Genomic DNA, 336 nt, shown 5'->3' with positions numbered 1-336 from the left:
CATTTCTAATTTGTTTTCTAAACAGTGGTACCACTGAGCCTGAGGATCCTAAAACATTACCAAAACGCACCATACAAAAACGTGTCGAGTGTTGTTGTTTAGCCAACGCCTGTAGCACTAACTCAGCCATGCGCTTGGTAGTACCCATAATATTAGTTGGCCTGACCGCTTTATCAGTAGAGATTAATACAAAGGTATCAACATTGGCATTAATCGCAGCCCGCGCAGTATGATAAGTACCAAAAACATTGTTTCTAACACCTTCAACAACATTATGTTCAACTAAAGGTACGTGTTTATATGCTGCTGCATGGTAAACCGTTTGTACGGCAAAAC

1 protein-coding gene is annotated in these 336 nt (G+C 40.5%); it reads right to left on the bottom strand.

Annotated features, from left to right (window positions below):
- Positions 1-336, bottom strand: a 336-nt coding sequence (locus AACQ14_RS24660) for a polysaccharide biosynthesis protein (RefSeq protein ID WP_339366162.1), incomplete at both ends; no start/stop codon positions are given.

The sequence above is a fragment of the Vallitalea maricola genome, from assembly GCF_036985595.1.
Classification (GTDB): Bacteria; Bacillota; Clostridia; order Lachnospirales; family Vallitaleaceae; genus Vallitalea; species Vallitalea maricola.
The sequence above is the reverse complement of the archived record's forward strand: the minus strand, read 5'-3'. Positions and strand labels throughout refer to the sequence as shown.